Origin of the sequence: Streptomyces gamaensis (assembly GCF_042656465.1) — a bacterium.
Lineage (GTDB): Bacteria > Actinomycetota > Actinomycetes > Streptomycetales > Streptomycetaceae > Streptomyces > Streptomyces gamaensis.
Map to the genome: position 1 here is coordinate 467,759 of NZ_JBHSPB010000004.1, position 22,523 is coordinate 490,281.

Annotated in this window: 22 protein-coding genes and 2 tRNA genes; 16 read left to right on the top strand and 8 right to left on the bottom strand. The window is 74.4% G+C overall.

Annotation, left to right across the window (positions count from 1 at the left end):
- Window positions 1–21 precede the first annotated feature (21 nt).
- From ACFP1Z_RS09470 to ACFP1Z_RS09490, 5 genes are all read left to right on the top strand, one after another.
- Entirely contained in the window at window positions 22–336 is a 315-nt protein-coding gene (locus ACFP1Z_RS09470; RefSeq protein ID WP_390315497.1) for a MazG-like family protein, read from the top strand.
- A gap of 442 nt (window positions 337–778) precedes the next feature.
- A complete protein-coding gene (locus ACFP1Z_RS09475; RefSeq protein ID WP_390315498.1) occupies window positions 779–2,173 on the top strand; it encodes an ABC transporter substrate-binding protein in 1,395 nt (464 codons plus the stop codon).
- 321 nt (window positions 2,174–2,494) lie between these two features.
- Complete coding sequence (locus ACFP1Z_RS09480) at window positions 2,495–3,493, top strand: carbohydrate ABC transporter permease (protein ID WP_390315500.1); 999 nt, start codon at window positions 2,495–2,497, stop codon at window positions 3,491–3,493.
- Window positions 3,494–3,502: 9 nt separating this feature from the next.
- On the top strand, window positions 3,503–4,390 hold the full coding sequence (locus tag ACFP1Z_RS09485) for a carbohydrate ABC transporter permease (protein ID WP_390315501.1): 888 nt from the start codon (window positions 3,503–3,505) through the stop codon (window positions 4,388–4,390).
- A 52-nt stretch (window positions 4,391–4,442) separates the two neighbouring features.
- Window positions 4,443–5,840 (top strand): GH1 family beta-glucosidase, encoded by a 1,398-nt coding sequence (locus tag ACFP1Z_RS09490; protein ID WP_390315502.1) that lies wholly within the window; start codon window positions 4,443–4,445, stop codon window positions 5,838–5,840.
- Window positions 5,841–5,858: 18 nt separating this feature from the next.
- On the opposite strand, the gene ACFP1Z_RS09495 is transcribed toward ACFP1Z_RS09490, so the two are convergent.
- Both ACFP1Z_RS09495 and ACFP1Z_RS09500 read right to left on the bottom strand, forming a co-directional pair.
- Window positions 5,859–6,731 carry a spermidine synthase gene (locus tag ACFP1Z_RS09495; RefSeq protein ID WP_390315503.1) on the bottom strand — a complete coding sequence of 291 codons (873 nt, stop codon included), beginning with the start codon at window positions 6,729–6,731 and terminating at the stop codon, window positions 5,859–5,861.
- A gap of 79 nt (window positions 6,732–6,810) precedes the next feature.
- Window positions 6,811–7,251, bottom strand: coding sequence for a hypothetical protein (locus ACFP1Z_RS09500; protein ID WP_390315504.1), 441 nt, complete (start codon window positions 7,249–7,251; stop codon window positions 6,811–6,813).
- A 294-nt stretch (window positions 7,252–7,545) separates the two neighbouring features.
- On the opposite strand from ACFP1Z_RS09500, the gene ACFP1Z_RS09505 reads away from it, so the two are divergent.
- Window positions 7,546–8,961: a tetratricopeptide repeat protein gene (locus ACFP1Z_RS09505; RefSeq protein WP_390315505.1), complete on the top strand. Its 1,416-nt coding sequence runs from the start codon at window positions 7,546–7,548 to the stop codon at window positions 8,959–8,961.
- 24 nt (window positions 8,962–8,985) lie between these two features.
- On the opposite strand, the gene ACFP1Z_RS09510 is transcribed toward ACFP1Z_RS09505, so the two are convergent.
- Window positions 8,986–9,579, bottom strand: a complete 594-nt coding sequence (locus ACFP1Z_RS09510) for a histidine phosphatase family protein (protein ID WP_390315507.1) — start codon at window positions 9,577–9,579, stop codon at window positions 8,986–8,988.
- Window positions 9,580–9,896: 317 nt separating this feature from the next.
- Here ACFP1Z_RS09510 and ACFP1Z_RS09515 point away from each other — a divergent pair, with 317 nt between their 5' ends.
- From ACFP1Z_RS09515 to ACFP1Z_RS09530, 4 genes are all read left to right on the top strand, one after another.
- Window positions 9,897–10,760 (top strand): phosphatase PAP2 family protein, encoded by an 864-nt coding sequence (locus tag ACFP1Z_RS09515; RefSeq protein WP_390315509.1) that lies wholly within the window; start codon window positions 9,897–9,899, stop codon window positions 10,758–10,760.
- A gap of 87 nt (window positions 10,761–10,847) precedes the next feature.
- Window positions 10,848–11,210 (top strand): hypothetical protein, encoded by a 363-nt coding sequence (locus ACFP1Z_RS09520; protein ID WP_390315510.1) that lies wholly within the window; start codon window positions 10,848–10,850, stop codon window positions 11,208–11,210.
- A gap of 435 nt (window positions 11,211–11,645) precedes the next feature.
- Window positions 11,646–12,224, top strand: coding sequence for a bifunctional DNA primase/polymerase (locus ACFP1Z_RS09525; protein WP_390315511.1), 579 nt, complete (start codon window positions 11,646–11,648; stop codon window positions 12,222–12,224).
- Window positions 12,225–12,280: 56 nt separating this feature from the next.
- Window positions 12,281–12,354 (top strand) — tRNA-Lys (locus tag ACFP1Z_RS09530).
- Window positions 12,355–12,430: 76 nt separating this feature from the next.
- On the opposite strand, the gene ACFP1Z_RS09535 is transcribed toward ACFP1Z_RS09530, so the two are convergent.
- Window positions 12,431–13,648: a M6 family metalloprotease domain-containing protein gene (locus ACFP1Z_RS09535; protein WP_390315551.1), complete on the bottom strand. Its 1,218-nt coding sequence runs from the start codon at window positions 13,646–13,648 to the stop codon at window positions 12,431–12,433.
- A gap of 392 nt (window positions 13,649–14,040) precedes the next feature.
- Here ACFP1Z_RS09535 and ACFP1Z_RS09540 point away from each other — a divergent pair, with 392 nt between their 5' ends.
- Complete coding sequence (locus ACFP1Z_RS09540) at window positions 14,041–15,816, top strand: putative bifunctional diguanylate cyclase/phosphodiesterase (protein ID WP_390315512.1); 1,776 nt, start codon at window positions 14,041–14,043, stop codon at window positions 15,814–15,816.
- A 6-nt stretch (window positions 15,817–15,822) separates the two neighbouring features.
- Here ACFP1Z_RS09540 and ACFP1Z_RS09545 read toward each other — a convergent pair whose 3' ends face one another.
- Window positions 15,823–16,920 (bottom strand): LLM class flavin-dependent oxidoreductase, encoded by a 1,098-nt coding sequence (locus ACFP1Z_RS09545; RefSeq protein WP_390315513.1) that lies wholly within the window; start codon window positions 16,918–16,920, stop codon window positions 15,823–15,825.
- Window positions 16,921–17,158: 238 nt separating this feature from the next.
- Here ACFP1Z_RS09545 and ACFP1Z_RS09550 point away from each other — a divergent pair, with 238 nt between their 5' ends.
- The 5 genes from ACFP1Z_RS09550 (at window position 17,159) to ACFP1Z_RS09570 (ending at window position 20,385) form a co-directional block, all read left to right on the top strand.
- Window positions 17,159–17,917 carry an IclR family transcriptional regulator gene (locus tag ACFP1Z_RS09550; protein WP_390315515.1) on the top strand — a complete coding sequence of 253 codons (759 nt, stop codon included), beginning with the start codon at window positions 17,159–17,161 and terminating at the stop codon, window positions 17,915–17,917.
- Window positions 17,918–17,992: 75 nt separating this feature from the next.
- Window positions 17,993–18,066 (top strand) — tRNA-Lys (locus ACFP1Z_RS09555).
- Between the two features lie 99 nt (window positions 18,067–18,165).
- Complete coding sequence (locus tag ACFP1Z_RS09560) at window positions 18,166–18,636, top strand: hypothetical protein (RefSeq protein ID WP_390315516.1); 471 nt, start codon at window positions 18,166–18,168, stop codon at window positions 18,634–18,636.
- Window positions 18,637–18,716: 80 nt separating this feature from the next.
- Window positions 18,717–19,526: a DsbA family protein gene (locus tag ACFP1Z_RS09565; protein ID WP_390315517.1), complete on the top strand. Its 810-nt coding sequence runs from the start codon at window positions 18,717–18,719 to the stop codon at window positions 19,524–19,526.
- Between the two features lie 7 nt (window positions 19,527–19,533).
- The gene (locus ACFP1Z_RS09570; protein ID WP_390315518.1) at window positions 19,534–20,385 is read left to right on the top strand and encodes a cytochrome c biogenesis CcdA family protein; all 852 of its coding nucleotides are present in this window, start codon (window positions 19,534–19,536) and stop codon (window positions 20,383–20,385) included.
- 95 nt (window positions 20,386–20,480) lie between these two features.
- Here ACFP1Z_RS09570 and ACFP1Z_RS09575 read toward each other — a convergent pair whose 3' ends face one another.
- The 3 genes from ACFP1Z_RS09575 to ACFP1Z_RS09585 form a co-directional block, all read right to left on the bottom strand.
- Window positions 20,481–21,071 (bottom strand): lytic polysaccharide monooxygenase auxiliary activity family 9 protein, encoded by a 591-nt coding sequence (locus ACFP1Z_RS09575; RefSeq protein WP_390315519.1) that lies wholly within the window; start codon window positions 21,069–21,071, stop codon window positions 20,481–20,483.
- A 70-nt stretch (window positions 21,072–21,141) separates the two neighbouring features.
- Complete coding sequence (locus tag ACFP1Z_RS09580) at window positions 21,142–21,798, bottom strand: nucleoside/nucleotide kinase family protein (protein WP_390315520.1); 657 nt, start codon at window positions 21,796–21,798, stop codon at window positions 21,142–21,144.
- A gap of 35 nt (window positions 21,799–21,833) precedes the next feature.
- The coding region (locus tag ACFP1Z_RS09585; RefSeq protein WP_390315521.1) for a C40 family peptidase at window positions 21,834–22,523 on the bottom strand (690 nt) is incomplete at its 5' end.

Genomic DNA, 22,523 nt, shown 5'->3' on the forward strand with positions numbered 1-22,523 from the left:
GCACACAGAACCGGAGCACCCGTGCAAGAAACCTGGGACACCGTCGAGCAGCTCGTCGAATGGCTCGACTCCGAGAGCACCGTGCCACCGGACATGGCCCGCCTGCTGCGCGTTCTGAAGATCAGCGAGGAGGCCGGCGAAGTCGCCGAAGCCATCCACGGCGTCACCGGCTCCAACCCCCGCAAGGGCAACAGCCACACCTGGGACGACGTACAGACCGAACTCTGCGACGTCATCCTCACCAGCATGGTCGCCCTCAAAACGATCACGCCGGACGCAGCAAAGGTGTTCGAGGACCGGGTCGCGCACGTCGCCGAGCGCTCCCTGAGCCGATGACAGGCCGGGCTCCCACGCGTCGCCATTGGGCCGTTCTGCACTCACCTGCCCCGAGCGCAGCCGCACCCCCGAATGGGCGTGCTCCCATGGGAGCACCACGCAGCGCTGACGGGGGTTCAGCGGCCTGCACTGGCATCGAACCGCCCCCATATGTCCCGATTCCCTGAATCACTGCACGTAAAATCGGGGTCAAGGATCTGGTTCGAGTCCCGTTACTCACCCTGATGAAGGGCCCCGGTCCGCGGAAGCGGACCGGGGCCCTTGTCGTTGTCCCCCAACTCCCTTGCCGCCGCCCGGTGTCCGCCTGTAGTGCCTAGGGGTGAGCGCGGCGCGGGCCGGGAGAGTTCGCGGCGTGTGCGGGGGAAGGCTCAGGTGTCGCAGTGGTGGGCGGCGCGGCCGGGCGGTGTACGGGCCGGTGCGCCATGGCATCTGACGGAGGGCCGTGACCGGGCGGACGGGGCACGAGGGCCGCGGTGCGGCGGCCGGGCGCGGGCGGCGATGGCGCACGGTGGCGGCCGCGGTGGCGCTTCTGCTGCTGGGCGCCGGGGTGTGCGGCGGCTGCGCCGAGGACGGGGGCGCGCCCGGCGGGCGCGCGCCGCGCGCCGCCGGCGGCGGAGGCGGAGGCAGCGGCGGCGGACACGGCGGCAGGACCACGGTCACGATCGGCACCTTCGGGGTCTTCGGCTACCGGCAGGCCGGGCTCTACGCCGAGTACGAGCGGCTGCACCCGGACGTCTCGATCAAGGAGAGCGTGATCGAGCGGAACGACACCTACTACCCGCAGCTGCTCACCCACCTCGCCGCGGGCGGCGGGCTGGCCGACATCCAGGCGATCGAGACCGGCAACATCACCGAGGTGGTCACCACCCAGGCCGGCCGCTTCGTGGACCTCGGGCGGGCGCCGGGGGTGCGCGCCGGGGACTGGCTGGGCTGGAAGTGGGCGCAGGCCACGGCCCGGGGCGGGCGCACGATCGGGCTGGGCACGGACATCGGGCCGCTCGCCGTCTGCTACCGCAAGGACCTCTTCGCCCGGGCGGGGCTGCCCACGGACCGGGAGAGCGTGGGCCGGCTGTGGGCGGGCGACTGGCACCGGTTCCTGGAGACCGGGCGGGCGTACCGGCGGGCCGCCCCGGCGGGCACGGTCTTCACCGACTCGGCGGCCGGGCTCTACACCGCCGCCGTACAGGGTCATGCCGTGCGCTACTACGACCGGCGGGGCCGTCTCGCGCACCGCGACAGCCCCGCCGTCAAGGACTCCTGGGAGCTGGCGGTGGGGGCGGCGCGCGAGGGGCTGACGGCCCGGCTGCGGCAGTTCGAGAAGCCCTGGGACCAGGCGTTCGCCAACGGCCGCTTCGCCACGGTCGCCTGTCCGCCGTGGATGCTCGGCTACATCAAGCAGAAGGCGGGCGAGGCGGGCCGGGACCGGTGGGACGTGGCGGCCGCGCCCCGGCCCGCGAACTGGGGCGGCTCCTTCCTCGCCGTGCCGACGGCGGCCCGGCACCGGCGGGCGGCGGTCGCGCTCGCGGTGTGGCTGACGGCGCCCGCGCAGCAGGCCCGGCTCTTCGCCCGGCAGGCGGGGCTGCCCTCGACCCCGGCCGCGTACGCCCTGCCGGAGGTCGCGGACGCGCGCGACCCCTACTTCGGCGGGGCGCCCGTGGGCCGGATCTTCGCGGCGGCGGCCCGGGGCATCCCCACACCGGTGACCGGTCCGAAGGAACAGCAGGTGGGGACGGCCGTCACCGACGTGGGCATCGCCCAGGTCGAGCAGCAGGGCCGCTCCCCCGCGGCGGCGTGGCGGGCGACCCTGAAGGAGATCGAGAACGTGGTGGACGAATGACGGCCACGGCCCCCGCCGCCCGGGACACGCCCGCGCCACCGCCCGGCGCTCCCCCGCGACACACGACGGGGCGGCCGCCCGGCCCCGGTGGATGTACGGCGACCGCGATCCCCCAGGAGGCGCCGGCTCCGCCCGGCACGCCCCGGCGGCACCCGGCACCGGCCCCCGGGCCCACCCCGCGGCAGGCCGAGAGCGCGGTGGACGCATGACAGCCACGACCCCCACCGCAGAAGGCACACCGACGCCCCCCGGCGCACTCCGACGGCACCCGGCACCCGCCCCCGGCCCCGCCCCGCGGCGATCCCAGAGCGCGGTGGCCCCATGACGGCCACGGCCCCCGCCGTCGACGGCACGCCGACGCCGCCGGCCGGGCCGCCCGAGCGGCGGACGCCGGGGCGGGGGCGCGCGGGGGGCTGGCGCAGTCGGCGCTATCGGTGGGACGTGCGCTACGGCCCGTACGCCTTCGTCGCCCCGTTCTTCGTCTTCTTCGCGGCCTTCGGCCTCTTCCCGCTGCTGTGGACGGGCTGGGCCTCCCTGCACCGGGTGGAGCTGACCGCGCCGGACCGCATGGCGTGGGTGGGGCTGCGCAACTACGCGCGGCTGCTGGACGACGAGTTCTTCTGGAACGCGCTGCGCAACACCTTCACCATCGGGGTGCTCTCGACCGTGCCGCAGCTGCTGATGGCCCTGGGCCTGGCCCACCTGCTGCACTACCGGCTGCGGGCCGCGACCTTCTGGCGGGTCGCGCTGCTGACCCCGTACGCGACCTCGGTCGCCGCGGCCACGCTGGTGTTCGCGCTGCTCTACGGGCGCGACTACGGCATGGTCAACTGGGCGCTCGGCGCGGCGGGGATCGGCCCGGTCGACTGGCAGAACTCGGCGTGGACCGCGCAGTGCGCGATCTCCTCGATCGTGATCTGGCGGTGGACGGGCTACAACGCGCTGATCTACCTGGCGGCCATGCAGGCCGTGCCGGACGAGCTGTACGAGTCGGCGGCGCTGGACGGGGCCTCGCGCGCCCAGCAGTTCCGGTACGTGACGCTGCCCGCGCTGCGGCCGACGCTCCTGTTCACCGTGGTCGTCTCGACGATCGGGGCGACGCAGCTGTTCGGCGAGCCGCTGCTGTTCGGCGGGGCGGGCGGGCAGAAGGGCGGCGCGGCGCACCAGTTCCAGACGCTGGGCCTGTACCTGTACGAGCAGGGCTGGTTCGACTTCCACCTCGGGCGGGCCTGCGCGGTCGCCTGGGCGATGTTCCTGATCCTGCTGCTGATCGCCGGGGCGGGCGGGCTGCTCGCGCGGCGGCTGCGCACGAGCCGATGAGGGGCCTTCGTGACCACCACCGACCATCCGGCACCGACACCGTCCCGGCGCGTGGGGCGCCACCGGCCGCGCGCGGGGCGGCAGTTGCACGGCGGGCCCCTCGGCTACGCGCTGCTGGCCCTGTTCACGGCGGGCTCGCTCTTCCCGCTGCTGTGGACGGTGGTGGCGGCCTCGCGGGACACCACGAGGCTGGCGCGGACCCCGCCGCCCTTCTGGTTCGGCGAACGGCTGCCGGAGAACCTGGGCACCGCGTGGAGCGAGGCCGGCATGGGCCTGGCGCTGGGCAACACCCTGCTGGTGGCGGGGACGGTCGCGCTCGGCACGGTGCTGTGCTGCACCGTCGCCGGTTTCGCCTTCGCCCGGCTGCGGTTCCGCGGCCGGCGGGGCCTGCTGCTGCTGACGGTGGCCACGATGATGGTGCCGCCGCAGCTCGGCGTGGTGCCGCTGTTCATGCTGATCGCCCGGCTGCGCTGGACCGACCAGCTGCAGGCGGTCGTCCTGCCCACGCTGGTCAGCGCGTTCGGGGTGTTCTTCATGCGGCAGTACTTGCTGGAGGCGCTGCCCGGCGAGCTCGTCGAGGCGGCCCGGATGGACGGCGCGAGCAGCCTGCGCCTGGTGTGGCACGTCGTCCTGCCCGTCGCCCGGCCCGCGATGGCCGTGCTGGGCATGCTCTCCTTCGTGCAGGCGTGGAACGACTTCTTCTGGCCCGTGGTCGCGCTCACCCAGGAGAACCCGACCGTGCAGGTCGCGCTCAACGGGCTGGGCCGCGGCTACGTGCCCGACCAGGCCGTGGTGATGGCGGGCGCGCTGCTGGGCACCCTGCCGCTGCTGCTGGCCTTCACCGTGCTCGGCCGGCAGATCGTCGGCGGCATCATGCGGGGCGCCCTCAAGGGCTGACCCCGCCCGCTTCCCGCCGGTGTCCGCCGGCCGCTGTCCTGGAGGGACTGCCATGACCGTGACCTTTCCGCCCGGTTTCCTGTGGGGGGCGGCGACCGCCGCCTACCAGATCGAGGGCGCGGCCGGCGAGGACGGCCGCACCCCGTCCGTCTGGGACACCTTCTGCCGCACCCCCGGCAAGGTCCTCGGCGGCGACACCGGGGATGTCGCCACCGACCACTACCACCGGCGCCCCGAGGACGTCCGGCTCATGGCCGGACTGGGCCTGGGCGCCTACCGCTTCTCCGTCTCCTGGCCGCGCGTGCAGCCCACCGGGCGCGGCCCCGCCAACGAGCGCGGCCTGGACTTCTACCGCGCCCTCGCCGACGACCTCCTCGCCCACGGCATCCGGCCCGTGCTCACCCTCTACCACTGGGACCTGCCGCAGGAGCTGGAGGACGCGGGCGGCTGGCCCGAGCGCGGCACCGCGTACCGCTTCGCGGACTACGCGCGGCTCGTGGCCCGCGCCCTGGGCGACCGGGTGGAGCTGTGGACGACCCTCAACGAGCCCTGGTGCAGCGCCTTCCTGGGCTACGCGGCCGGGGTGCACGCCCCGGGCCGCACCGACGGGGCGGCCGCCCTGCGCGCGGCCCACCACCTCAACCTGGCGCACGGCCTGGGCGCTTCGGCCCTGCGCGCCGAACTGCCGCACGCCCGCCTGTCGGTGGCCCTCAACGCGGCCGCCGTCCGGGCCCGCACGGACGCGCCCGCCGACCTGGACGCCGCCCGGCGTATCGACGCGCTCGCCACCCGGATCTTCACCGGGCCCATGCTCGCCGGGGCATACCCCCACGACCTGCTCGCCGACACCGCCGGCGTCACCGACTGGTCCTTCGTGCGCGACGACGACCTCGCTGTCATCCGGCACCCCCTCGACCGGCTCGGCATCAACTACTACACACCCACCGTGGTATCAGCCGCCACTGACAACGACCGCGGCCCGCGCGCCGACGGGCACGGCGCGGGGCCCTCCCCCTGGCCCGGCGCCGACGGCGTGGTCTTCCACCGGCAGCCGGGCGAGCACACCGCGATGGACTGGGCCGTCGACGCCACCGGCCTGTACGAGCTGCTGACCCGCTTCGCGCGCGAGGCCCCGGGGCTGCCGCTCCTCGTCACCGAGAACGGCGCGGCCTACGACGACGCACCGGACGGGGGCGGCGCGGTGCACGATCCGGCGCGCATCGCGTACGTGCGCTCCCATCTGACGGCGGTGCGCCGGGCGATGGCGGACGGCGCCGACGTACGCGGGTACATCCTGTGGTCGCTGCTGGACAACTTCGAGTGGGCATACGGCTACAGCAAGCGCTTCGGCCTCGTGTACGTCGACTACGCGACGGGCCGGCGGATCCCCAAGTCCAGCTTCCACTGGTACGCGAAGGTGGCCCGTACGAATCAACTGCCTCCCGAGTGAGGGGCGTTCCGTACGTCGTCAGTGGTCGAAGGTCCCGGGCGGGGGCGCCGGGGACGGGCGGGCGCTCGCGTCGGTGACGGGCGCGGCGCCGCCCGTGAAGTCGGTGAGGGAGCGCCCGTGTTCGACGCGCCCCTGGTGCGGGTCACCGGCGCAGCGCCGGGTCAGCTCGGCGACCGGCAGTCCCTCGTCGGAGGCGAGCAGGACGGCGTTGCCGAAGCGGCGGCCGCGCAGCACGGCGGGCTCGGCGATCAGGCACAGTTCGGGGAAGGCGGTCGCCACGGTGGCGATCTGCGCCTTGAGGTGGGCCAGCGGCGGCCCGTCGGCGAGATTGGCGGCGTAGGCGCCGCCGGGCCGCAGCGCCCGCCGTACCTCCCCGGCGAACTCGGTGCTCGTCAGGTGCGCGGGGGTGCGGGCGCCGCCGAAGACGTCCGCGATGATCAAGTCGGCCCAGCCGTCGGGTATTTTCGCGAGCCCTTCTCGGGCGTCCGCGCAGCGGACCCGGATCCGCCAGCCGCTGTCCAGCGGCAGTTCACGGCGGACGAACTCCACGAGCGGCGCGTCGATCTCGACGATCTGCTGGGTGGAGCGCGGGCGGGTGGCGGCGATGTACCGGGCGAGGGTGAAGGCGCCGCCGCCGAGGTGCACGGCGCGCACGGGGCGGCCGGGCGGGGCCACGAGGTCGGCGACGTGGCCCAGCCGGCGCTGGTAGCCGAAGGCGAGGTGGGCCGGGTCGTCGGGGTCGACGAACGACTGCGGGGCACCGTCGATCAGCAGAGTGCGGGCGCGGGGCCGGTCGCGGTCGGGGACGAGCTCGGCGAGACCGCCCGCGACCTGCTGTGCCGCCGTGTCCCCGGCGCGCCCGGTTTTTCGTTTCTGCTTGCTCCGTGCCACAGGTCGAGTATCTCCCGAGCGGGAGCCGCCCGTTCCCGGGCGCGGGCCGGTGGCACCCGCGGCACCCCGGCATGCCGCCTCAGCGGCAGCGGTCGACCGCCTCGATGGTGCGGGCCGCCTCGCCGAGGGCGGCACGCAGGACGGCCGGGTCGGTGGCGGCGGCGAAGGCGGCCTCGGGCGCGACCAGCCAGCCGCCGCCCGTGAGCGGGGGCCCGTCCGCGCTGCCCCGGCCCCGGGCGGGCGCCCTGGTGCAGGCGCTGCCCGGCAGGTCCCAGCCGGCCGCCGTGCCGGGCGGCACGAGGAAACCGAGGGTGTCGCAGTCGCCGTCGTGCAGCACCGGGCCGACGCCGTCGCGCAGCCGCAGGATGTCGACGGCCTCCAGGCCCTGGCGGACCGGCACGGTGACGAGATCGCACGGCCCGGCGTCGAGCGCCGGGCGGGGGGACGGGCTGTGGTCCTGCCGGGGCCGGTGCCCGGCCGTCGTCCGCGCGCTGCTGATGTCCACTCCGGCCTCCGTCAACGGAAACCCCTCCTCAGCCGTTGCGACTTCGCCCTGCCGTTCTTCTGCCCGTCCGGGGCGTCTTCCACGGTGTCCAACGCGCGGGAGGCGTCAACGGCTACGGTGCGGCGCCGTCACAAAGGATGGCACTTCATGGCGGATCGTGGGTGAGATATCCGGTTTGTAGCCAAACCCTCGGTGAGGGAGGGCGAGTTGCGGGTACCGTCGCCCCGTCCGCGCGCGTTCGCGCGGGGCGGCACTCGCCACAGGTCTTGCGGGATCCCCGGGGGTCCCCCGGGTGAAGAGGGTCCGGCCATGGCGTCGTCGTACCGGCACGGTCCGTTCGTGCCCAACCTGGCCTTCCGGCAGCTGCGCGGGGCGATGTCGCCCGGGGAGTTCGCGGCGGCCGTGCGCCGGGCGGCCCGGGAGATCGGCGAGCAGGTCTCGTGCGACGCGCGCTACATCGGCCGCGTCGAGTCCGGGGAGATCCGCTGCCCCAACTACGCCTACGAGCGGGTGTTCCGGTACATGTTCCCGGGCCACGAACCGGCGGACATGGGCTTCGCCCCCCGGGAGCAGGTGCGCGGGCGGGCGGCACGGGCCGGGCTGGCGGCGCCCGCAGCGCCCGTACGGCCCGCGCCGCGGCCCGGCAGCACCTTCGACAACGACAACACCCAGTACGACAGCACTGAGTTCGACAGCACCGAGGAGAGCGACGTGTTGCGTCGCGCGTTCATGACCAGCAGTACGGCCGCGGTGACCGCGGCCTCCCTGGAGGCCGCGCTGGGCCCCGCCCCGGCGGCGGCCGCGGGCCGTGCCGTGCGGCGCGTGGGCGAGGCGGAGGCGTGCGCCGTGGAGGCGGCCGTGGTGCGGATCCGGCTGCTCGACGACCGGCACGGCGCTGACGGCATCTACCGGCGTGCCGCCCGCCCGCTGCGGGTCGCCTGCGCGCTGCTGGACGCCGGGGCCCGGCGGCAGTCCGTCGCCGACCGGCTGCACGCGGGAGCGGGCGAACTCGCCGTCTCCGTGGGCTGGCTGGCCCACGACTCCGGCCGGTTCGCCGACGCCCGCTCGCACTACGCGGAGGCGCTCGCGATGGCCCGGGTCGCCGGGGACGCGGCGCTGGAGGCGCACGCCTTCTGCAACACGTCCTTCCTCGCCCGCGACGCGGGCCGGCCCCGCGAGGCCGTCCGGGCGGCGCAGGCCGCGCAGCGGGCCGGGCGGCACCTGGCGTCGCCCCGGCTGCTGTCCCTGCTGGCGCTGCGGGAGGCGGGCGGCTGGGCGGGGCTGGGCGACCGCCACGCGTGCGAGGGCGCGCTGCTGCGGGCGCGGGAGTTGTTCGCGCGCGGGGAGCGCGAGGCGGATCCCCCGTGGATGACATTCTTCGGCGAGGCGGAGCTGGAGGGGCTGGAGGCGCAGTGCTGGTCGGCGCTCGGCGAGTGGCCGCGTGCCGCGCGGCACGCGGAGCGGGCCGTCGCCCTGCAGGACGCGCACTTCGTGCGCAACACCGCTTTGTTCACCGCCCAGTTGGCCGGTGACCTGGCCCGCGCGGGCAGCCCCGACGCGGCGGCGGCCGCCGCCGGCCGCGTCCTGGACCTGCTCGTGGGTGTCCGCTCGACCCGTATCCGCACCATGCTCGACACGACGGCGGAGCTCCTGCGCCCGTACGCGGCCGAGCCGGCGGCGGCCGAGTTCCTGGACCGTCACGGCGCGGCCTCACGGCCGGTGTGAGGGTACGCGCGCGCGGGGCGTACGTCAGCCGAGGTGCCCCGTGTCGTTCCAGCGCTCGATCGCCGGGGCGCCGTAGGCCCAGCCGAGGGCGGACAGGGAGGTGGGTTCGAGGCGGACGCGGGCGGCGAAGGCGATGTCCTCGCCGAGCCAGCGGGCGGCGATCACACGCAGGATGTGGCCGTGGGCGAAGACCATGACGTCGCGGTCGGCGGAGCGGGCCCACTCGACGACGGAGTCGGCGCGGGCGGCGACCTCGTCGAGGGTCTCGCCGCCGGGGACACCGTCGCGCCAGATGAGCCAGCCGGGCCGCTGCTCCTTGATCTCGGCGGGGGTCATCCCCTCGTAGGCGCCGTAGTCGAACTCCATCAGCGCGTCCCAGTCGCTCGCCCGGTCGCCGAAGCCGGCGAGCTCGCAGGTCTCCCTGGCGCGTATCAGGGGGCTGGTACGGACCTCGACGTCCGGCAGGCCGTTCCAGGGGGCGCGGTGCAGCCGCTCGCCCAGCAGCTTGGCGCCGCGCCGGCCCTCGTCCAGCAGCGGGATGTCCGTGCGGCCGGTGTGCTTCCCGGACAGCGACCACTCGGTCTGTCCGTGCCGGGCCAGCAGGATGCGCGGTGCCATGGAGAGGGCCCCTTCCCCTTGATCAGATGTCGGTGACTTTCGCTACAGATTGGCTACAGATTTCGTCGGAGGTCGGGGCTTCTTCCGACAGATACCGACAGAAGCGATCTGTTCCACTCCATCATCGCGCACGCCCGGCCCCGGGTCCCGCACGGGTCCGGGGCCCCGGAACTCCCCGGCGGCCGGCCGCGCGAGGGCCGGCGGCGGGCGGACACGAGGTTTCCGCGAAGCCACGGGGCGGTGTGCGATCCGTGTGGCGTACACCGTACGGTGGCATGCGCTCTTGCCGTCCGACCTGACAATTGGAGAGCGTACGGATGTACCGCACCGCACCGACCGGCAAGCGGCCGCGCTGGTGGACCGAGCTGCCGCTGATAGCCGTGGTGTACGGGCTGTACTCCGCGGGCCGCCTCCTCGTTCGCGGCGATGTCCAACCCGCGGTCGATCACGGGCTGTCCATACTCGATCTCGAAAAGGCACTCCGAATAAATTTCGAGCATCCGCTCAATCGCCTCTTCACCGAACACCCCTCCCTCGGCATACCGGCCGACTTCGCGTACGCCTCGCTGCACTACCTCCTCACGCCCGCGATCCTCGTCTGGGTCTTCCGGCGGCGGCCGGAGCACTACCGCTTTCTGCGCAGCTGGCTGATGACCGCGACCCTCATCGGCCTGATCGGTTTCACGCTCCTGCCCACCTGCCCGCCCCGGCTCCTCGACGCGGGCCAGGGCTTCGTCGACACGATGGCCCAGTACGGCTCGTACGGCTGGTGGGGCGGTGACGCGAGCGCCCCGCGCGGGCTCGGCGGGATGACCAACCAGTACGCGGCCATGCCGAGCCTGCACGTCGGCTGGGCCCTGTGGTGCGGTCTGGTGCTCTGGCGGCACGGCCGCCGCACCTGGCTGCGGATCGCGGCACTGTGCTACCCGCTCGTCATCCTGCTCGTCGTCATGGGCACCGCCAACCACTACTTCCTCGACGCCGTCGCCGGGGCCGCCGTCATGGGCGCCGGCCTGCTGCTGGCCGGGCCCGCACTGCGGCTCACCGACCGGATCCGGGGCCGCTCCGGCCGTACGGGACGCCCGACGATCCCGGTGACCGTCCACACCGTCGCGCGGCGCGAGGCCCCGGCGGCCACGGCGCTCCCCCGGGCGACGGCGGCGCGCTCCGGCACCTCCTGATCCCGCGTGGCCGCGGGCACCGGCCCCCGCGCACTTGCCCCGCGCAGGACAATGGATGGCGGTGCAGACGATCCTGGAGGTACATACATGTGCGAGCCGAAGCCGGCTCCCGGTACGCGTGAGAGCTCCCCGGCCCCGCGCCGCCTGAAGCCCGCGCCGCTGCTCTTCGAGCCACCCGAGGTGGTCGCGGAGGCCGAGCACTTCTTCGACCTCGAAACCATCGAGGACCCCCGGGAGCTGCTGGCCCGCTCGACGGAGCTGGCGCTGGCGTTCCGCGCGGCGGCGGACCGGGCGGTGGAGTTCCAGGCGGTGGCTGCGGCCCGGCTCGCCGATCCCCGGCACTTCGACCGGCTGCCGACGTCGGTGATCGCGCAGCGCGCCGAGTGGAGCGAGGACTACGCGAAGAAGATGATCGAGTTCGGCCGCGACCTGCTGCGCGGGGAAGCCTGACGGCTTCACGGACCGGGCACGGGGTGCCCCGCCCGCCCGGTCCGGGGCCCCGGCACCCTTGCCCGCAGGGCGGGCCGACCCCGGCTGGGACCGCACGTCCGTGCCCGCAAGGCCTACTCAGGCCGGGGCCGCACTGTACCCGCGAGGCCGGCCCAGACTGGGGCCGCGCGTCCGCGCCCGTAAGGCCGTTACGGCCGACACGGCGCCGACCACCCCTCCCGGAGGGACCCCGCGTGACGCGCCTCACACTCCGCCCTGTCGCCCGCGCACGGCCGCGTGCCCCCACACCCGTCTTCGGCGGTCACACCCGGCCCACGGTTCGCCTCCATGGGCCCTTGGCATATGCGGGGGCGCAAGGTAGCGCACCGGGCTCCGTCGTGTCCCGGGTTCCGCAACTGCCGTGAATCGATGGGGTGTTGGATCCCAGGATGAGGCATGACCTCTTGGCCCCCCGTTCCCCCGTCGCCCTCGTCGTCCACCCCCGCCGTGTGGGTCCCGCTCGCCGGGGCCGACTGGCTGGCCTCCGCGAGCCCGCACCCGCGCGCCGTCCACGCCCTGTGGGCGGAGCAGCCGGACGCCCCGGCCGTACTCCCCTGCGGCAGGGCGTTCGACGTGGTCGGGGTTCCGGCGCTGTTCGGGCGCCGGGTGCTGGACCGGCTGTGGGCGGCGGGTCCCGGTTCGGGGCCGGTGGCCGCGCAGCGGGGGCGGCTGCTGCTGTTCGCGGCGCCCGGCACGGCGCAGCGGCTGCCCGCGCTGCTGGCCTGGGAGGAGTGGGCCCGGGCGATGCCGCCGCTGCTGTGCCACGGCGTCGGCGACGCGGTGACGGTGCCGCCGCTGTACCCGCCGGGCGAGGACGAGCCGGTGCCGCCGTCCTGCCGCTGGCTGATCGCCCCGGAGGCGCGGCACCCGTGGCTGCCGGGGCCGGAGGCCCTGCTGTGGGCGTGTGTGCGGGTGGCCCGCGCGGAGGCCGGGAGCCCGCCCCTGACCAGCACGGTCCCGCCCGCAGGCCGCTGAAACATGCGGATTTTCGTTCCACCGGACCGGGGTGCTAGAGTCTTCCACGTCAGCAGGCGCCGCTAGCTCAGTTGGTTAGAGCAGCTGACTCTTAATCAGCGGGTCCGGGGTTCGAGTCCCTGGCGGCGCACAGACAGCCGAAGGCCTCCATCGCGAGATGGGGGCCTTCGGTGTTTTCCGTACGGGCGCCGGCCGCCGTCCCCCTCTCACCCCCGGGTCACCGCGACCGTCCACTCCCCGCCCGCCGTGCGCGCCCCCACCCTCACCCGCACCCCGTCGGTACGCGAGGCCAGGGACTCCCCCGCGCCCAGCGGGGCGTCCGCGAGCGGCGGGTAGACGGACTCGCCCCGGCACGCCTGCCGGTCCGGGTGCCCGTCGAGCACCTGGACGGGGCCCGCGCCGGAGGGGGTGTCGCTGCGCACCCGGTAGACGAGCACACCCTCGGAGCAGGTCGCGGCGTCGTTGCCGTAGGCGGAGCGGGCCTCGATCGCGACGGCGCTGGTGGCGCCCGTACGCACCACGACGAGCCGGGTGCGCTGCTCGCCGCCCGGCTGCATCGGGGTCTCCAGGGACTGGAGGGTGTGCACGCTGGTGCCGGGCGAGGAGACGCAGTCGACGTTGCCGGGGCCGAGCCAGCCGAGCTTCCACTTGTGCCAGCCGAAGGGTTCCGAGGCGAGCCCGAACTGGCTGCCCATGAGGTCCCAGTCGCCGACGTGGGTGTCCCAGTCGCCCTTGCCCTCGGCGGGCCGGTGGTAGAGGTCGGGCAGGTCCAGGGCGTGCCCGGTCTCGTGGGCGAGGACGTTGCGGTCGGGCGGGTGGCGCTCGAAGACGGTGACGACGCGGCGCAGCGCGGTGCCGTCGACCTGAAGGGGCGTATCGAGGTTGACGACCTTGGTGGCGTCGGAGTCGACGCCGGGGGCATCGGGGTCGGCGACGAGGTAGACGAGGTCGTAGCGGCCGAAGTCGACGCTGCCGCGGGCCGCGGCGACGGCGTCGCGCAGGAAGTCGGTGCGCTGCTCGCCGTCCCAGTCGCGCCTTATGCGGTACGAGACGGCGGTGCGCGGCATCCGGATCCAGTGGTCGACGGGGTGGGCGCGCAGCGTGAAGCGGCCGTAGGAGGCGCGGTCGAAGAAGCGGGAGGTGGCGGGGAAGTGGTCGGCGGCGAGCCGGGCGGGGGTGAGGGCGGGCCGGGAGCCGGGGAAGGAGAGGAAGATCATGACGGCGTCGAGCCGGCCGAGGGGGCGGGGGTAGGCGGGGTTCCAGCTGTCGAGGCCCTCCGAGTGGTGGGCCTGGCTGCGCGGCAGCGCGCACGGGCCGCCGGGCCCGGCCGCGTGCGCCGGTATGGACACCACGCTCGCGGCGAGCGCGCAGAGCACGGTCGCCACGGCCTTGGCGCGTCGCCAGCGTGACCGGTCCACTCCCATGGGTGTCTGCGGACGCACCACGTCGACCTCCGGGGACGGATTCGGGACACCGCATCCACCCTCATTGGATTTGTGGCGTTATGCCCTGTTCCGCTGCCCCAGTCGAGTGACTAGGCCGACTTCTGGGTACATCACACTCAGTCACTGACGGTCAATCGAGAAGGTGCGGCACCACAGGCACAGGCACGAGCGCGCACGGTCGTGCAGAAATGGACAGGGGGGCGGCGGCGGCCCGGGCAGTCACGGCGGAGCCGCTGGAACGGTCCTCGCGTGAGCCCTATGATCGCCACATTTCCAGCACGGATTCCCCCGGGCAGACGGCCGCCCGCCGTCCGTTCGGGCACGCGTACGAGTTGCACGAGACCAGCCGAAGCCAGTGCGGACCGAATGCCATGCGGGAGCGAGCGGTGAGCGGAACCCTCGGAGCGGGCGGCGCGCCCGGTTCAACGCCTACAGTCGTCACGCAACGTAATGAATCCAGTGATTTTCGCGCCGCCTTCGACGCCGCGGAGCTCGCCATGGCCGTGGTGGGCCGCGACGGCCGGGTGAGGACCGCGAATCCCGCGCTCGGGGCGCTGCTGGGCACCGACCCGGCCCAGCTGGCCGACGCCCCGGCCGCGGACTTCACGGGGCTGCGCGAGGACTCGCGGACCTGGAGCGCCTACCGCGAGGTGCTGCTGGGCCGCCGCGACCGGCTGCACTGCACGCGCCGGCTCAAGCACCCCACCGGCCAGGGGGTGTGGGCGGAGGTCATCGTCACGCCGCTGCCCGACAGCTGCGACACCCTGCTGTCGGTCGCGGACATCAGCGACCGGCGCGATCTGCGGGCCCGGCTGCGGCACTTGAGGATGCACGACCCGGTGACCCGGCTGCCCAACCGCTCGCTGTTCTTCGAGCGGCTGACGACGGCGCTGTCCGCGGCGGCCGTCGGCCGGGGCGGGGGCGGCACGGGCCGGATCGGGCTGTGCTATCTGGACCTCGACGGCTTCAAGGCCATCAACGACACCCTGGGGCACCGGGCCGGCGACCGGCTGCTGAGCGCGGTCGCGCGGCGGCTGTCGGAGTGCGCGGCGCCCGGCGGGCATCTGGTGGCCCGGCTCGGCGGCGACGAATTCGCCCTGCTCGTCGAGGAGTCGAAGGGAACCGAGCAGCTCGTCGAGCTCGCGGCGTGCGTCCAGGCCGGGCTGCAGCGGCCGTTCGACGTGGCGGGGCACCGGCTGTCGGTGTCGGCGAGCATCGGCGTGGTCGAGCGCCCCGCGGCCGGTACGCACGCGACGGAGCTGATGCAGGCGGCCGACACCACGCTGTACTGGGCGAAGGCGGACGGCAAGGCGCGCTGGACGCTCTTCGACCCCGAGCGCAACGCGCACCGCATGACCCGGCAGGCGCTCTCCAGCACGCTGCGTCCGGCGGTCGAGCGGGGCGAATTCGTGCTGCACTACCAGCCGTTGGTGGGGCTCGGCGACGGGGTCGTGCGCGGGGTGGAGGCGCTCGTGCGCTGGCGCCATCCGCAGTTCGGGATGCTGCCGCCGAATCGGTTCATCTCGCTCGCGGAGGAGACCGGCGCGATCGTCCCGCTGGGCCGCTGGGTGCTGGCGACCGCGTGCCGGCAGGCCCGCCGCTGGCAGCTGGCGCATCCCGGGGAACCGCTCGTCGTCAGCGTCAATGTGGCGGTCCGTCAGGTGTGGGACTCCGACCTCGTCGCGGACGTGGCCGCGATCCTCGCCGAGACGCGGCTGCCCGCGCGGCTGTTGCAGCTCGAACTGACCGAGTCCGCCGTGATGGGCTCGGCGGGCCGCCCCTTGCAGCAGTTGCAGCAGCTCAGCGACATGGGCGTGGCCATCGCCATCGACGACTTCGGCACCGGCTACTCCAACCTCGCCTATCTCAGCCGGCTCCCGGTCAACACCCTCAAGCTGGACGGGTCGTTCGTGCACGGCTTCCGCTCCGGGCAGGAGGCGAACCCCGCCGACGAGACGATCGTCGAGGCGCTGGTGCAGCTCGCGCACCGGCTGGGCATCACGGTGACGGCCGAGTGCGTGGAGAGCGCCGAGCAGGCGGAGCGGCTGGGGCGGATCGGCTGCGACACCGGCCAGGGCTGGTTCTACTCCCGGGCGGTGCCCGCCGACAGCATCTCCGCCCTGCTCAGCACGGGGGTGCGGCCGTGACGGCCGTCAGGCGCCCGGCATCCTGTAGGCGTCGGCGATGAGCGCGTAGCTGCGCAGCCGGGCCTCGGGGCCGTGCGCGTTGGAGGTGATCATCACCTCGTCCGCGCCGGTCCGCCGCACCAGCGCGTCGAGGCCCGCGCGCACCTCGTCCGGGGTGCCGTGGACGACGTTCGCCAGCCAGCTCCCGACGAACTCCTCCTCGGCGGGGGTGAACGCGTGGGCTTCCGTCTCCTCGGGCGAGGGGACCAGGCCCGGCCGGCCGGCGCGCAGCCGCAGCATCGCGAGCGCGCCGGTCATCGCCTGCCGGCGGGCCTGTCCGGCGTCCTCGGCGGCCAGCGCCTGCACACCGATCTTCGCGTACGGGCGGTCGAGGACCGCGGACGGGCGGAAGGACTGCCGGTACAGCTCCAGCGCGGGCAGGGTGTTCGCGGCGGCGAAGTGGTGCGCGAAGGAGAACGGCAGCCCCAGCACGCCGGCCAGCCGCGCGCTGAACCCGGAGGAGCCCAGCAGCCACACCGGCGGCCGGCCCGCCCGCTGCACCCCGCCGGGCACCCGCCCCTGCACGGGCCCCGGCACGGCGTGGATGCGGGCGTAGCGGTGCCCGTCGGGGAAGTCGTCGTCGAGGAAGCGGACCAACTCGGCGAGCTGCTGCGGGAATGCGTCGGCCCCCTCGTCCAGGTGGTCCGTGCGGCGCAGCGCGGCGGCCGTCGCGCCGTCCGTGCCCGGCGCGCGCCCCAGGCCCAGATCCACGCGCCCCGGGGCGAGGGCCTCCAGGGTGCCGAACTGCTCCGCGATCACCAGTGGCGCGTGGTTGGGCAGCATGACGCCGCCGGAGCCGAGCCGGATCCGCTCGGTGTGCGCGGCGAGGTGGGCGAGGACGACGGCCGGGGACGAGCTGGCGATACCGGGCATCGAGTGGTGCTCGGCGACCCAGAACCGCCGGTAGCCGCGCCGCTCGGCGAGCCGCGCGAGCTCGACGGTGGTCCGCAGCGCCTGCCCCGCGGTACGGCCGCTGCCGACGGTCGCGAGATCCAGTACGGACAGCGGTACGGGCGCGTCGCCCACGGCCGTGCCCCGGATGGTGTCGTCCTGTACGTCGGCCACGGCGGCCCCTCCCTGATCGCGGTCTTCCTGCCGCCGCAGAGAACCGGAGCGCTTCTCCGGTTATTCCCGGAGGGCCCCCTTCCCCGGCACCCATGACATCGACATATGCCGCCCCGGAAACGTCCGGACCAGCACCTCAACGACCCCTCCCGTTCTCTTCAACACCCTCTACTTGTCGACACGTTCACGGTTATCGTGGGGACCGGAACACGTCGCAGACCCGCACCTGGGGGAGACCGTGGCGATCGGACCCGAGCGGACCGCACCGCAGCAGTCACTGCCGCACGCCCTGCGCGTGCTGGAAGCGCTCACCCGGCACCCCGGCGGGGTGACCGGGGCCCACCTGGCCCGCGAGACCGGACTGTCTCCGGAGCACCTCGGCCGCCTGCTGCGGATGCTCTGCCACGAGGACTACGCCCTGCGCGTGGGCGACGGGGCGTATGTGGCGGGCGAGGCACTGGATCTGCTCTCCTCCTCCGGCGACCGCCCGCGCGCCCTGCGGGCCAAGCTCCAGCGCTCGCTCGACGGGCTGCGCGACTCCCTGGGCGCGGCCGTCTACCTCAGCCGCTACATCGACGGCGAGGTGCGGATCACGCAGTACGCGGACGGCCCGCACACCCCCAAGGTTCACGAGTGGGTCGACTTCCGCTCCGCCGCCCACGCGAGCGCGCTCGGCAAGTGCCTGCTCGGCCAGCTCGACCACGACGGTCGCCGCGACCACCTCGCGCGGCACCGGACTCCCCGGCTCACCTCCCGGACGATCACCAGCGCGAGGCTGCTGTGCAGCCGGCTCGACACCCACCCCGCGACCGTGCCCGTCCTCGATCTCCAGGAGTACGCGGTGGGCACCGTCTGCGCGGCCGTCCCGATCACCGCCGGGGACAGCGCCGGGGCCCTCGCCCTCTCGCTCCCGCTGGACCACGCCCACCGGCTGCGGCACGCGGCCGAGGCGCTGAACCGGCGGGCCACTCCCCTGCTGCTGTCGCTGGCGCTGTAGCCGCCCGGAGCGGGCCCCGGCGGCCGGTGGTCACGAGCACCCCCCGGGACCAGGTAGTATTTATCCCGTCAGCGAGCGCCGCTAGCTCAGTTGGTTAGAGCAGCTGACTCTTAATCAGCGGGTCCGGGGTTCGAGTCCCTGGCGGCGCACAGACAGGCGAAGGCCCTCCACCGATGGTGGGGGGCCTTCGTCGTGGAGCGGCCCGTAGCATGGGGGCAGCCGCAGCCGACACGAGAGGGGAGCACACCGTGGCACCGACCCGCCGCCGGGCCGGCACCGTCCTCGTGCTGCTCCTCGCGATCGCCTTCGGCCCCTGGCTCACGCAGGCCCCCGCCGGGGCGGGCGCGCGGGCGGCAGCGGCCGCCCGGGACGCGATCCCGGTCGCACCGGGCCCCGACGTCCCCGACCGGGCCCAGACCCCGTCCAGGGCACACGCCGGATCACCGGCGGCCCCCGGCGCCGCGGAGGGCGCCCACGACCGGGTCGGTCCCGTGCCCGCCGCCGACCCCGCCGGCAGCGGCGGCAGCTGCCGCCCGCAGGAGCTGCCGTTCGGCGGGTCCGCGGTCGCCCTGCCGCATCCGCACGGCGACCCGTTCACGGCGCCCGCCGCCGTACGGGACCGGCTGCCCGCCGACCCCGCCGTTCGCCCGAGCGCGCCCAGGGCGCCGCCCGTACCCGTCGCCGGCTGCGCCGAGCTGCTCCCCGTTCTGCGGATCTAGACCCGCCGCGCCACGGCCCGCGCCGGGCCGTGCTCCGGCATGTCCTCGTTTCCGCAAGACCCACCAGGGAGCCCTTCCCCATGTCCAGCAAGTCCCCAAAGTCCACCCGTAAGCCCGCCGGGGCCAGGACGACACCCCCGAAGAAGTCCGCCAAGCGCCGCGTCGCGGCGATCGGCGCGGTCGTGGCCCTCGTCGTCGCCCTCGTCAGCGCCGGCATCGCCATCGGCAAGAACGCCGGCGGCTCCGGCAAGCGGCACCCCAGCGCCTCCGGGCAGAGCGCCGACCCCCGGCAGAAGCTCTACGACCAGGCCGCGAAGCTCAGCATCCGCCGGCAGGACGGCGACCCGCTCGCCGTCGGCAGGGCCGACGCCCCGGTCGTACTCGTCGAGTACGCCGACTACCAGTGCTCCTTCTGCGGCCGCTTCACCCGCGAGACCCAGCCGGAGCTCGTCAAGAAGTACGTCGACGAGGGCGTGCTGCGCATCGAGTTCCGCAACTTCCCGATCTTCGGCGACGACTCGACGCGGGCCGCGCGCGCCTCGTGGGCGGCCGGCCGGCAGGGGAAGTTCTGGGAGTTCCACCACGAGCTGTACGCCAAGACCCGCAAGGGCGACGCGCTCGCCGAGGACAAGCTCCTCGACATGGCCAAGCAGAGCGGGATCACCGACCTCGACCGCTTCCGCGCGGACCTGAACGGCGACGCGTCGCAGGCCGCGGTGAAGAAGGACCAGGAGGAGGGCTACTCGATCGGCGTGCAGTCCACGCCGACGTTCCTCGTCAACGGCCTGCCGATCTCGGGCGCCCAGCCGATGAGCGTCTTCGAGGCGGCCGTCGCGCAGGCGAAGACGGCCCACGACGCGGGGACGGACTCCCCGCAGAGCGGCAAGTGAGCCCGCGATGGCCGACATCGGTTATCTCGCGGCGTTCTTCGGCGGCGCGCTCGCCCTGCTCAGCCCGTGCAGCGCGCTGCTGCTGCCGGCGTTCTTCGCGTACTCGCTGGCGAGCCCGGGCCGGCTGCTGGCACGCACGGCCGTGTTCTACGGGGGGCTCGCGACCACGCTCGTCCCGCTGGGCGCGGCCTCGACCGCGGCGAGCCGGCTGTTCAACGGCCACCGCGACGTACTGATCGCCATCGGCGGCTGGGTCGTCATCGCCATGGGCGCGGCCCAGATCCTGGGACTGGGCTTCGCCTCGAAGCGGGCGCAGGCGGCGGCCGGGCGGCTGACGCCGCGCACGGCGGCGTCGACGTTCCTGCTGGGCTGCGTCTACGGACTGGCGGGCTTCTGTGCCGGGCCGATCCTCGGCGCGGTGCTGACCGTGACCGCCGTGCACGGCAATCCGGTGTACGGGGCGTCGATGCTCGCCGTCTACGCGCTGGGCATGGCGCTGCCGCTGTTCCTGCTCGCCGTGTTCTGGGACCGCTTCCAGCTGGGCGGCCGGAGCTGGCTGCGCGGGAAGGAACTGCGGCTGGGCCGGCTGCGGCTGCACACGACCTCGCTCGTCTCGGGCCTGTTCTTCATCGCCATCGGCGTGCTCTTCCTGCGCTTCGACGGGGCGACCGGGCTGCCCGGGATCCTCGACGCGGACCAGGAGTTCCGGATCGAGGAGATCGCCAGGTCGGTGGGGAACGCGGTGCCGGACTACGCGGTGCTGGCCGTCGTCGCGCTGGCGGTCGCCGGTGTCCTCGCGTGGATCGCGCTGCGGCCGGAGCGGGGCGGCGAGGAGGCGGAGGAGAGCGGGGGCCGGTGAGGGGGTGCCTGTGAGGGTGCCGCCTCCCCGGGGTGGGTCCGGGGAGGCGGCACCCGGCTCTCACGCCATCACAGCCGTCATAGCCGTCGCAGCCGTCACAGCTGCACGTCCGAGCAGGCGTAGAAGGCGTTGCCGGTGTCGGCGATGGTCCACACGGCGAGGACGAGCTGCTTGCCGGTCTTCCCCGCCGGGATGGTGCCGGTGTGGGTGACGGTGGCGTCCGGGATCCGGCCGCCGAAGTCCACCGTCAGGAACGGTTCGGGGTCGAGGTCGGCTCTGGTGAGCGGTTTACCGGGGTCGTAGGAGCTGTTGGTGATGTAGTAGCGGAAGTCCGTGGTCGCGTGCCGGGCCGTGAACCGCCAGCGGAAGTCGTACGGCTGCCCCGCCGTGACCTTCGTGGCCGGCCAGTTGCCGCCACGCGGGTCGTCGAGCTCGGCGAAGCGGCTGTTGCCGCCCGCGCACAGGGTGCCGTCGGACGGGCCGGACTCCGGGAAGCCCTTGGGGCCCTCGACGCTCTGCGGCTCCCACTGGATCTCGCCGCAGTTCTGGACGGTGCCGTTGGCGCAGAACACCTGCCTGCTGGTGGGGGAGTCGGTGTAGCCGTGACTGCTCGCGCTCCCGGTCGCGAGCACGGACACCCCGACGGTACAGACACCGATGATCACCGCACTGATCTTCTTGCGCATGACTGCTGCTCCTCGTGAACGTGGGGGGTTCTGTGAGGTGAGTGAGCTGCGGTCTAGACCAACTCGGAGGCTAGTACGGACGGTTGAGCGCGTCCAGGCCAACAACCGAAACAATCCGGTCGCAGTGCGAGCGGGACGCCTTCACGTACTCGCCGTTGGGAGCGTCGTTGCGCTGCATACGGGCGCGCGCGGCCGTCTCATCCCGGCCACCGGTCATATGGCGTTCAATCAGGCGCACTTGACGGACGTCGTCCGGGGCCTCCAGGTACCAGACCTCGGCGAGGCACGCACGGGCCTCGCGCCAGCCGGGCGCGTCGCACGCCAGATAGTTCCCCTCCGTCACCACGAGCCGGGCCGAGGGCACGACGACGTGCCGGGCGGCGACCGGCTCGTGCAGGGTGCGGTCGTAGTCGGGTACGTACAACGGGCGTTCGCGCTCCGCCAGTACGCGGCGCAGCAGCGCGGCGTACCCCCACACGTCGAAGCTCGGGGCGGAGCCCTTGCGGGCGGCCAGGCCCAGCCGGTCCAGCTGCGCGTTGGACAAGTGGAAGCCGTCGAGCGGGACGTACGCGGCCGAGCCCGCCCCGTACCGCCGCTCCAGCCCGGCCACCAGGGCCCGCGCGAGCGTGGACTTGCCGGCGCCGGGCGCCCCGGCGATGCCCAGCAGGGTACGGCCGCCCTCGGGGGCCAGGGCCCAGGCGGCGGCCGCCAGTTCGGTGATCTCCATGGGCCGCACCCTAGGGGGCGGCGGGGTACGGGCTGTCAGCGGATACGGCCGTAGAGGTTGGGCCGGTAGCGGGAGAACGTCGAGACGCGGACGTTGCGGCCGGGGTGCGGGGCCTCGATGTAGCGGCCCTGCCCCAGATAGATCGCCACGTGGTGCACCCCGGAGGCGCGCCCGTTGCGCGACCAGAACACGAGGTCGCCGCGGCGCAGCGCGGTCCTGGGGATGCGCCGCACCGCCCGGTACTGGTCCGCCGCCACGCGCGGCAGCCGCACCCCGGCCCGCCGGTACGCCTGCTGCACCAGCCCCGAACAGTCCCACCACCGCGGCCCCGCCCCACCCATCCGGAACGCGTCCCCGAGATGCGCCAGCGCGTACAGCACGGCGGGCTCCAGATCCGCGCGCCGGTCGGCGAGTTCGGGGGTGTGGGGGGAGGCGGCTTCGGGGTCGCGGGGGTGGTGGGCGTGGTGGGGACGGTGGGGGCGGTGAGGACGGTCGGCGAGTGCGGGGGTGTCCGGGTCGTAGGGGTCACGGGGGTCGTGGGGGCCGGCCGGGCGCGCGGGCCGGTGCGGATGATCCGGCCGGCCGGAGGGGTCCCGACCGTAGGGGCCATCGGGGCCGGCGGGGCGGTCCGGGGATCCGGGGTACTCGGGGGCGTGCGGGCGGTGGGGGGTGCCGGGGCGGGAGGGGCGGTCCGGGTCGTAAGGGCCGTCGGAGCGGCGGGGGTG